8 protein-coding genes are annotated in these 10,837 nt (G+C 39.0%); 4 read left to right on the forward strand and 4 right to left on the reverse strand.

Features of this window, described 5'->3' with window-relative positions; translation table 11 throughout:
• Window positions 1–59: 59 nt before the first annotated feature.
• A complete protein-coding gene (locus CLV95_RS18010) occupies window positions 60–362 on the reverse strand; it encodes a hypothetical protein (RefSeq protein ID WP_107695047.1) in 303 nt (100 codons plus the stop codon).
• Window positions 363–1,795: 1,433 nt separating this feature from the next.
• Here CLV95_RS18010 and CLV95_RS18015 point away from each other — a divergent pair.
• Together CLV95_RS18015 and CLV95_RS18020 are read left to right on the forward strand one after the other, a co-directional pair.
• Window positions 1,796–2,725 (forward strand): flagellar hook-basal body protein, encoded by a 930-nt coding sequence (locus tag CLV95_RS18015; protein ID WP_002735345.1) that lies wholly within the window; start codon window positions 1,796–1,798, stop codon window positions 2,723–2,725.
• 301 nt (window positions 2,726–3,026) lie between these two features.
• Window positions 3,027–3,518, forward strand: coding sequence for a hypothetical protein (locus tag CLV95_RS18020; RefSeq protein WP_107695049.1), 492 nt, complete (start codon window positions 3,027–3,029; stop codon window positions 3,516–3,518).
• A 714-nt stretch (window positions 3,519–4,232) separates the two neighbouring features.
• On the opposite strand, the gene CLV95_RS18025 is transcribed toward CLV95_RS18020, so the two are convergent.
• Entirely contained in the window at window positions 4,233–4,880 is a 648-nt protein-coding gene (locus CLV95_RS18025; protein ID WP_002735483.1) for a lytic transglycosylase domain-containing protein, read from the reverse strand.
• A 600-nt stretch (window positions 4,881–5,480) separates the two neighbouring features.
• Window positions 5,481–6,602, reverse strand: a complete 1,122-nt coding sequence (locus tag CLV95_RS18035; protein WP_002735451.1) for an MBL fold metallo-hydrolase — start codon at window positions 6,600–6,602, stop codon at window positions 5,481–5,483.
• Between the two features lie 549 nt (window positions 6,603–7,151).
• Here CLV95_RS18035 and CLV95_RS18040 point away from each other — a divergent pair.
• Both CLV95_RS18040 and CLV95_RS18045 read left to right on the forward strand, forming a co-directional pair.
• A complete protein-coding gene (locus tag CLV95_RS18040) occupies window positions 7,152–7,352 on the forward strand; it encodes an LIC12338 family lipoprotein (RefSeq protein ID WP_002735389.1) in 201 nt (66 codons plus the stop codon).
• A gap of 11 nt (window positions 7,353–7,363) precedes the next feature.
• Entirely contained in the window at window positions 7,364–8,542 is a 1,179-nt protein-coding gene (locus CLV95_RS18045) for an LIC_12337 family protein (protein WP_002735433.1), read from the forward strand.
• A 581-nt stretch (window positions 8,543–9,123) separates the two neighbouring features.
• Here CLV95_RS18045 and CLV95_RS18060 read toward each other — a convergent pair.
• Window positions 9,124–10,443, reverse strand: a complete 1,320-nt coding sequence (locus CLV95_RS18060) for a sterol desaturase family protein (RefSeq protein ID WP_026054864.1) — start codon at window positions 10,441–10,443, stop codon at window positions 9,124–9,126.
• Between the last annotated feature and the right edge of the window lie 394 nt (window positions 10,444–10,837).

The following is a 10,837-nucleotide window of genomic DNA, read 5'->3' on the forward strand; positions in this document are numbered from 1 at the left end:
GGAAAGCTCTGCATTGAGTTTTTCAGAGCGACCCATAGGAAAGCTCTGCATTGAGTTTTTCAGAGCGACCCATAGGAAAGCTCTGCATTGAGTTTTTCAGAGCGACCCATAGGAAGCTCTGCATTGAGTTTTTCAGAGCGACCCATAGGAAGCGATGCATTGAGTTTTTCAGAGCGACCCGTAGGAAGCGATGCATTGAGTTTTTCAGAGCGACCCGTAGGAAGCGATGCATTGAGTTTTTCAGAGCGACCCGTAGGAAGCGATGCATTGAGTTTTTCAGAGCGACCCGTAGGAAGCGATGCATTGAGTTTTTCAGAGCGACCCGTAGGAAGCGATGCATTGAGTTCAGGAAAGCTCTGCACCTGAGTTTCTTTGGGTGGAGGGAAGACTGGGGAGATTTTTCTATATCAAAAAATTATACTTTTTGCAAGTAAAAAACCTCGTTCTTATCGGAACACTTGAAAAGTGTGCGTTTCGGGTTCTTCTGATTCTAAAATCCTCTTCAGCTTGTGGGTAAGGTTATGATAGAGAGCGTTCCGACGTCCTTAACCGGATCCCTGGATAAACTCCGTCCAACGGGATATGTTCGATGATCCTGATCTTTCTCATTTTGAATCTGCGCTTACGTTGAATTCTATAATAATGTGAATTCGATGTAAGAAAGTTCGGGCGAATCCAGACTTTGTAAGCAAAGGCTGGAGCGGGCTCTCGGCTCCGGTCAAGTTATTGTGAAACTCCAAAATAATATTCAATTTTTATAAAATACTAATAGCTTGACTTCACATCGATCCCTTTCACATTTGTTATGCCAACTTGTGTTATTATAAGAATTTACTTTCAGTGCGGCGTTACGGTAAGTCGCAAATCTCTCCACGTAAAGTTTATTTTTCAGCTGACAAAATGGAAAGAATGTGGCTGGCTAATTTTTAGAAGAATAAGACTATTTCACAGAACTATCGTTGGTGGTTGAGACATGAAGCTGAAACGGATGGACAACGTAGGTATCGTTGTCGAAGACCTCGACGCTATGATCGCCTTTTTCTCTACACTCGATTTAGAGAGGGAAGGTGAGGGGCATTAGGTAGATCGTGTCGTGGGACTTAAGGACGTAATCGCCGACATTGTGATGATGCGCACACCGGACGGCCACAGTCGGCTTGAGTTGTCGAAGTTAGTCCGACTGTGGTAAACACGGAACCGAAAAACGCACCGGCAAATATGTTTGGTATTCGTCGTATCATGTTTGCCGTTGAAGAAAACGAGGAAGTCCTTGCCCGTCTACAATCTTATGGAAGCGAGCTTATCGGAAAATTACGAAAATATCCATCGGCTCTGTTACGTTCGCGGTCCTGAAGGTGTCATCGTCGCATTAGTAGAACAGAGCGGCTGAAACATTACATGTATCCGATTACCATAGGGGATCTATAGTAATCAGATTTCTTGGTTTTTTTCCAATGGTATTTATGTGGGACTTCAATACCGTGTTACTACGGCGAATAGGATATAAACTTTTACTTTTATACCGAATCGCGTCTCGAAGGACGATTAATGTGGAGCAGGATTAGATATACCAAAAATATTTGGAACAAAACTTCGGAACGAAGAGAACTTTTATGCGTCATTTCCAAATGCCGGATTCAGTTTTTAGAAAAGAAGCCCGCTCTTTTTTATTGCAAATTGAATGTTTGGCACATAAACATTTAAAAAATTACCATACATTTATTTCTTTTTCATTTGTAAAAAAGGAGACATTTGGGCATTTAGAGTTAGGCACCATGTTGAGGAAATAAATATAATGAGAATGAAAATAATTGTACTTATCATTTTGTTTAAATTGTCGCCTATAAGTGCTCAAAAACATAAGAGCGTTAAAATCCATACTTCATTTGGTCTTTCAAATAGAACTGAAGCACTACTGAAAACAATTAAGAATAAAGATAAAAGTACTAGCTCCTACGTTTTAAATAAAAGTGATGTTGTTGCTCTTTTGGATGTTTTACAAAAGACAGATATATGTATAAAGGCTATTGTTGAAAATATATCTAATAAACGAACTATCGCCTATAAAAAGTTTAGAACTATCGATGCAATTTCAGGTATAGGAGAAGTTAACCTTATTAGGTCCTTTGAGATGGGACCTTTCGACGCGACGGGGAGAAAGTTGGATGTTGCATTGTTGAATGAAAATAGTTTCTTTGCTTTTATGAATGATTCGGGGGATCTTGTTTTTTCTCGAGACGGATCCCTTTTTATCAATGTCGATGGATTTATAGTCAACCGAATAGGATATTATATCTATCCTAAGATTCAACTTGTACAAAATAGTTTAATAGGGAAATTGCATATTGAGGAAGATGGGACTTTCTTTGTAAAAGATGATATGGATGAGGATAAAAAAATTGGTCAAATCAAAATATTCACTTTTCAAAACCCTGAAATACTCTCTTTTGAAAAGGGATGTAATTGTTTTATTTCATCTCTCTCTAATAAGAAACATGCTGAAAGTAATCTTAGTTTGAATAACGAAAAAATTATACTATCAGGTTTTCTTGAGTTGAGTAATGTGAAGATATTGGAGGAACAAGTTGATTATTTAGAGCTAATTCGTTTCTATAATCTTATTTACGATACCATTACACGTTTAGATCCGAGTTTTTCAGGAGTTTACAAAACTCATATTTACGATCCAAAATACGTTGACTCCATTAATACGGATATAAAATAATTCAATATGATGTCTAACTCCGTGTCAACCGCGCCATGCTAATACGGTCGATGGGCGTAATGTCGAGTAGACTTTTTCATTATATGTCATAGACAAAAATAATTGAAACATAATGAAATTTTAGAAATTAAAATCGATTTTTAGAAATCATAAAGAAGGGCTCAGAATCGTATTAACTATACAAAAATGGACAACTCATTACTTTGGTTGGTATAAAAATTACAAACAATTAGACTCGCTTATTCCTATTTTTATAAAAGTAAGAACTTCATATTTTAAAAATTCAACGAGGCTATTTAAATTGAAAGTTCTTATTATTCTCATTGTATTACTACTTTTTCTCTCAATTAATCCGTTATCTGCGGAAGGATGTGTAAGGAGCATTCCAGAAGCAACTCTCCGATCCGATTTCCCAGTAAAAATTACATCTAAGTATTTAAAGGATCAAGATACTTATCAAGAAACTTTTTCATTCAATAAAAATCAATTCGTTGTTATTGAGAATAAAGGATGCGAAAGTTATTTGATAGAATATTTTTTTGAATTTCCTTCAAACATTAAAATAAACTATTATACCGAAATCATTAATTCCCTTTTATTCATTCAAAAATTCAATGAATCTAGTGTTGATCTTTCTAAGATTGCAAAAATGCTAAAAAAATCAAATGAAAGAGATATTATTAATAAGAATATACCGATTTCTAACAACGAGTTTGGGGAATATTTTAGATTAGAAAAAAGAATGGATAAAAACAAAATAATTTATTCTCTTTTGACAGTAATCGGCTTATAAAAAATACTCAACCTAGCCTTCGGCTAACTTCAGTTTCTCGCGACGCTACGGCATTCCAATGTGGAGCAAGAATCTATGAATAGGAAAATAAATTTCACAAGGAAAAATTGATTTTTGGTAGATTTGTGATTAACCAGTTCAAAAGGCTAATTACTCAGAGTTACGTAAAAGAGTGCCTAATATTTTGAGCTGAAACAACACTTTGGAATAAAATTTACGGTACTTAATTTTATAGGGATCAGCAATAGTTCAAAGTTAATTTCTTTTTTCCTAGAATCTTTAATAGAGTTGTTGAAAAATTCCATGATTCGGATTAACAAAACCGCTTCAAACGTCCATTTCAACGAAGCAGAAACGGACAGAGAATTAATTTTTCAACAACTCTAATATAATCTTCTCTAAAAATTTAAGCAATTCCTATGTAGTTATTGTCACTTGCAAAAGTTGTAGCACCATCATAAAAGATAGGTAATATCATTTAGGATATTTGGATAAAGTTGCTTTTTATTGTCCAGGATGCGAGAACACAATGTTAATAAGTGATTGGCAGATTCGGGCGAATAGAAAGTTGAAAAATAAAAAATTCAAAGAATACAATGACCATCGGGTTCTATCAATTTCTGAAACCAAATAAGAATTGTTGGGACAATACGGTTGCCGAGTTCTCCTTTGTTTCTGAAAAGAGAAATGGGAATATAATTACTTTTATAGAATTTAAGGATCGGCAATTTTTTCTCTTAGTTCCAAATAATGGGATTGGTTGGAAAGAATGATTTCGTTGTATTCAGGAATTCCACCCCAACGATCAACCGCACCGGGGCCGGCGTTGTAAGAAAGGAGGGCCTTAGCTGTATTTCCTTTTCTCAAATCCAACAGATAATTCAGATAAGAAACTCCAAGGTGGATATTGACTTCCGGTTTGTGGAGATCGTTTCGGTTGACTTTCCAACCTTCTTTTTGGGAAAGCCAGCTTGCGGTTGTAGGCATAATTTGCATAAAACCACGAGCGTTTTTGGTTGAACGGGCCGTTGCTTTGAACTGGGATTCTAGATGAATCAGACCGATCAGTAAACTCACTTTGTCTGTGTCGGAACAACGAAAATTGCAGGATTCTATATTCAGTCTTCTGGATTCCTGGAGAATCACTTGGGAGAGTTTTTGAAGTGATTCCGGAGAAAGGGATGGTCGGATCTCCGAGATGTAGGCTTGGATGGTTGCGATTTCGATAGATTCTTCATCCAGAATGTTTTTCTTTTGATTGAATGCTCCCACAAGTGGTGCCAAAAGCAGTTGAAAACCGAAAGGTAAGAGCAGAAAAATTAAATACCGGAAACGAAATTGGGCTATCCTGCGAAAATTCACTGTATGCCTCCGGGAATTTTAATTAGTGCGCCGCACAATGATATTTTTTTGGCGATGCACTATAGGTCAAGTATTTCCAGTGATTTTAGAGAGGTTTTAAGAGACAGAATTTCTGGTAGGAATTATGCCCAAACTGAGATGGATCATCCAGTTTCGTTGGTTACAGACAGTTACCAATGATTAACAAAAAGAAAAATGGCATGCGGTTCTCGAATCATAGGCTGGAGTTCCGACCATAACTTCTGGAAAAGTTGTCGAGAAAAGAAAAAGAAAATCGGTTTCTATAATACTTTTAATAAGTTTAAAAACCGTCTTCAAACAGGTTGTTTTTCTTTACAATTACGTCAGATTGTATCAATTCTCATTTTCCTGAATTTGTTGATCAGATTTCATAATATTCGTCAACATAATTTTAGAACTTTACATGCTTAATCCTCGTAACTCGGAAACGTTGGAGTTCTGGGTGTTCTTGGATAATTTATACTTTCAAAAGGATCTTTTCAGTTTTTGAAATCTTTTTTCCAAATTTGATAATGCAACGTGAGTTTGGTATAAGAAAAAACCGATTGTATAAAAGTTGATCTTTTTCATGTAGGATCACTAACGGACTTTCTCCCACCAGGCTTCGGAGACAAAAGTCGTTCCTCCAACGACAACTTCTCCCGGTTTCGGAGTGACTAAGTCGATTTGATATTGTTTTGCGGATTTTACGGTTCGTAGAATCGGTTCGTCCCAGTGATGAATCGCCAGATTGAATGTTCCCCAATGAATCGGAAGCATTCTTTTGGCTTTCAGATCTAGATGTGCCTGAACTGCCTTTTCTGGATTCATATGAATTCCTTCCCAGGTGATATCGTAGGCTCCAATTTTAATCGAAGTTAGATCAAAGGGACCGAGGCGTTTGCCGATTTCCGCAAAATGAGGAGAGTAACCGGTATCCCCACTATGAAAGAATTTATTTTTAGGACCGATGATGCTCCAGGAAGCCCAAAGAGTGGATTTACCGTTCAAGAGTCCTCTTCCGGAATAGTGAACCGCAGGCGTGCAGACGATCTCAACTTTACCGACATTTCCCTTTTCCCACCAGTCCAATTCGATGATTTGGTTTTCGGGAATTCCCCAATGTTCTAAATGAGCACCGATTCCCAAAGGGACAAAGTATTTCGTTCCCTTGGAAGCCAGATATTTGGCGGTATCCATATCCAAATGATCGTAATGGTCATGTGAAATTACGACCGCATCGATTGAAGGAAGATTCTCCAGGGAAATCGGAGGAGGGAAAAATCTTTCCGGACCTACACTTTTAAATGGAGAAACCTTATTTGAAAACACCGGGTCTGTGAGAATTCTCACTTCGTCGATTTCGACCAAAACGGAAGCATGACCAAGCCAAATTGTTCTTAATCCTGGAGATGCGTTTGGAGAAAAACTTTTCGGATAGACCACCGGAATCGAAGAGGGAGGAGTTCTTTGTTCGTTTCCGAAAAGTTGTCTCCAGATGATATTTGTATAAGTTCCGGAAACGATATTGGGAACGAAGGGATCATTTTCGAATTTTCCATCTTTGTACATTTTAGAGGTTCGCATTCTTTCGAGTCGTTTTCCTTCCGGAGTTCCTCCGAAAGAACTGAGACAACTTGTTTGTAAAATGACTAAAGCGAAAATTCCCCAAAAAAAAATCAGAGATAAGAAAGAAATTTTTTGAATTCGATTTCCGAACATACAATTCACTCCTAAAATTGAAGTTATACTCCCTTTGTGGATTTGAGCAAAGCAGTTTCGTGATTTTGAAAAGGATTCAATCAGAAAAAAATTTACGCAATCCTAAAAGACTATAATGTTTTTTTCCTACGGTATAATGAAAGCGTTTGAATTGATTTTAGTTCGCACCGAACGGAGATGGTGAAATCTCTCAAAAGCAATATAAAAATTGTTCATATTTATTCGGAACTTAGACTAAAAATCCAAACGAACTGGGGATTTCTATTTGGATTCGATAAAAAACGAGATTGGAGTCCGATACCGATATAGGCTTGTTTATTTTTTGGGAAGAATTCGCGTTTTGGAATCCTGGTTGACTTGCGATTTCAATTAGTGTTTTATTAAGAGCCCGTCTTTTAAAGAAGGGCGCCTTACTGCAATCCTCATTTCCGTAAACGAAATTTCGGTTTTTTAGGAACGTTGTAAATAGGGAAATTTTTAGGAATTGATAAAAGCGATTCAAGAGAATGTTGAAACTAGTAGAGACCTAGTTGTGTGAAGGGGATGAATATGAAAATTTTTCGTAATTTTCTTTCTGCAGGAATACTCGCAGTTGTTGTCTTCTGTGTTTTGTTCACTGGAGCTTGTAAGAAAAAGGAAGACAACGACGATACTAGCAATGTGTTTTTCCTTTTGTTGCGACTCAAGCCCTATGTAGAACAAAGTAAGACCGGATTTTTTATCATCGTTCCCAAAGGTATTGCTCAGTAAGGAAAATTCAAATGAAGAAATCATGGGCTTTAATTCTTGTTGTGGTTTTTGTTTTCCTCGGAACGGGGCTTAGTTTTCGTTCGGATCGAGTCGCATTCTTCGTAAGGGAAGATTCTCCCAAACCGTTTCCGGTTCGTTTAGAGTTGTTACAACCTTTGAAAGCGAATGCGGATCGTTGGGGGTTTGTGAGGCAGTCCGCAACTTGGGCGAGAGGAAATTCTCTCTTTATGGACGATCTGATCTTCGCGATCCGCAAAGCGTTTCCACTCGGAACCACGGTGAACATCACTCTTTCCAATCAACTTTTCAACGGACAATCTTATACACTGCGGTTGAAACTCAATTCCGGAAACGTTTCGTATCAACCTTCCACACTCGGTGCCGCGGCTTCTTATACGAATTTTTTTGAACTTCGTTCCACGTCCGATAACCAACCGGCTCTTCAATTTTTCTTCGATGACGATCCGAGAGATGTTGCGGGGGACGGGGCCGTTCTTTTATATCAATTGAGCAGACTCGATCCGACTCGTTGGTCGGGCGCGGCCGCGATCATCGAAAGTTACGTCGTTCAACCTGTGATTACCGGATTTCCGAATCAAGGTTTGATTCAAACGTATTCTTGGAAAGGACCACTCGGTTCCGATACGCTTGGGCAAGACGTGGATACGGGAAGAGTGATCCTCGAAGAGATGGACAACCGAACCGTGTTCTGTTTTAAATCCGTCGTGAGTTTTAACGGAACCACCGATCTCGTAACGATCAATGCGGGAACCACGGCCCTCGGTTATTCGCATAACAACGGACTTTGTCCCGGAACCGGAAGAGAATACTACAAACTCGCCTATAGTCAAAAACTCGACGGAAGTTTGAACGTTACCGCAAAGGGTGGATTGGAACAAACTGCGATCACGTCCGGCCAAGCGATTACTTGCAACAACAACGTAAATCAGTTCGTGAATTTTACACCTACATACGGACTGTTTAATTTCAATGGATTTGTCGCGGAAGGGGTTGCCGCAAGCGCGATTCCTTCCGATTTTATTCAAGCGAATCGAGTGGATGGATTGTATGATCGAGTAGGAACTGTCGGAAAGTCCAGCGCGACTACGAATCCCGCGGGTTCAAGCTGGGACACTTTAACAAAAGCGTATGTCGACGCGATTACGATTCATTTCGAAAACGTTCCTTAAGAAAACTCGTTCCTAAAGATGTGGGGACTGCTATGGAACAACGAAAAATACTGTTTGAAAGCCGTCGGAATCCGGGAGCTTTTTTGCTTTCGACATGCTTCCGAAATGAATTTTAATCGAAGAATGGAGTTTCGTTACGCTTGAAGAAACTTTGCGTTCCGGTTTTTCGGAATCGGATTTTGAACTCGACGTATGACCTATGTTTCTCAACCGGTATCCGATCGGAAAATTACGTTTTTATTGTAAAATAATTTTCGAATTTACTCCGCCTTACGGTTGCGAAGAAAAACGCGATGTCGCTTAATATTTTTAATTGGTTCGTCTGTGTTTGACGAGCCGAAAGGAACGATTCCCGTTCTTAAACATAGAAGAATGGGAAGTTTGGACCAAAATGAAATTCCCGAAATCAGGATCGATTGTAATTCCGGGAGGTTTGGTTCCTCGAACGAAAAAAACTTAGAATCTATCCCAAAACCCCAGTTTACTTTGTCAAAAAGATCAAGCTGCAAAGTTCTGTCCTAGTTTTGGGACAGATTTTTAGGAGAATACGTGGAACCGAATGTTTGGTTCCAACATAGGATTTAAGCGGTCCTCTTTAGAATTTCCTGAACCGGATTGATTTCCTGGATGGAAGCAAAGACGTTTCTATGGCTCAAAAACCACATCATGGAAACCGCACCTAGAAGAAGAGCACCTAATGTGATGTTCATTTCTCCTGAAAGCGCGTAAGCGCCCAGGACTAGAATTACCATACGAATCGGTTCCACAAAAAGAGCCCAACGTTTTCTTTCCAAAATCCCGCCTATCGCCGGCAAAGAAACCAAGGTAATCAAACTAATGACTCCTATGTGGAACCAAGAAAGAGATCCTATTTTAACGAGCATGCCGAACGCCAATGCTACGGAAATAATAAACCATACGAGAGAATACAGACTTAATCCTTTGGGAAGATCAATATCATATTTATGGAATGTATTTGAGGAGACTTCGGGAATCGGATACTGACCACCGAGTTCTTTTGGCCTCCAGCCGGGAAGCGCGAAGAAAACCTTGATTTTGTCCGACCAACGAGAGCAACGCCAAGAGAGTTCGATCATTTCCCACCAGTAATGAAGATTAGCCCAAATCGGGTTGAAACTACGAAGGGGTTTAACTGTTCCGTAAACCGGTTCCTCCGATTCAGGTTCAAATGTCCCGAACAATTTGTCGAAAACGATCAACGTTCCACCGTGATTTTTATCGATGTATTTCGGGTTGATTCCGTGGTGAACCCTGTGGTGAGAAGGTGTGTTGAAGATTGCTTCGAACCAACGAGGAAGTTTGTCGATCGCCTTTGTGTGAATCCAGAATTGATAGATCAGATTGAGTTGCCCGTTCAGAATCATAACGATCGGAGAAAAACCGATTAGGGCTAAAGGGAGATAAAACACCCAGGTAAAAAGTCCGTGAAGGCTTGCCTGTCTTAAAGCGACCGTAAGATTATATTCTTCACTTTGATGGTGTACAACGTGTCCCGCCCAAAGAAAATTAACTTCGTGACTCAGACGGTGAACCCAATAATAGGCTAAGTCGTAACCGATAAAACAAAGGATCCAAACTGCTACGACAATGATCCAGGCCCAAGCCGGAGAACTAAGTCCTAACATAGCTTCGGGAACGATTTCGCTTGGCCAAGAAGGGAGGTTGAAGATTCTAAAATTTTGATAAATATAAATGTAAGCGGCTAAAGTAATTGTTTTCGAAAAAACTCCCACAACCTGGCTTGCGGTTCCCGTTGAGAGATCGTTGATCGAATCGTTTAGTCGATAGAGTTTTCGCTTGTGATACGCGGAAAATCCAATTTCCAGAAAGATCAATAAAAAGAAAAATGGAATTGCGATCGTGACAAGATTGATTTCCATAAAGCCTCTAATAAGTTCTTCTTTAAGATTGTTCCTCAATGCTTTCTTGGTCAATTCAAAAACACCCCTAAGTAGGGCATTTTTTCGTCACAACCGTTATGGTAAATCGAATCATCCTAAATTGGGATGTCGTGTAATCAAATAGATGAGTTTCTTTTGGAGAAGATTTCGTTTTTGAAACAGATAATTTGGAACTTGTCCTAAAACCTCGGATGTAGGAACTCGTGTTCAGAGGACTGAGGACAGAAAGAAACGGGGGAGTTATTGCACTGCGAATTTAGAATGCAGTTTGCGGAGACAAAAAAGCAAACAAAAGAAACTATACTAACGTGAATTCGATATAAGAAAGTTTGGGCGAATCATTCGCGAGCTGAAACGTTTTTATAAAAAGCGT

Source organism: Leptospira borgpetersenii serovar Javanica, assembly GCF_003046425.1.
GTDB classification, from domain to species: domain Bacteria; phylum Spirochaetota; class Leptospiria; order Leptospirales; family Leptospiraceae; genus Leptospira; species Leptospira borgpetersenii.

Coding starts and splice junctions, on each gene's coding strand:
- CLV95_RS18035 (WP_002735451.1), bottom strand. CDS start 6,602: ATGTTCGGAAATCGAATTCAAAAAATTTCTTTCTTATCTCTGATTTTT.
- CLV95_RS18045 (WP_002735433.1), top strand. CDS start 7,364: ATGAAGAAATCATGGGCTTTAATTCTTGTTGTGGTTTTTGTTTTCCTC.
- CLV95_RS18060 (WP_026054864.1), bottom strand. CDS start 10,443: ATGGAAATCAATCTTGTCACGATCGCAATTCCATTTTTCTTTTTATTG.
- CLV95_RS18040 (WP_002735389.1), top strand. CDS start 7,152: ATGAAAATTTTTCGTAATTTTCTTTCTGCAGGAATACTCGCAGTTGTT.
- CLV95_RS18015 (WP_002735345.1), top strand. CDS start 1,796: ATGAGAATGAAAATAATTGTACTTATCATTTTGTTTAAATTGTCGCCT.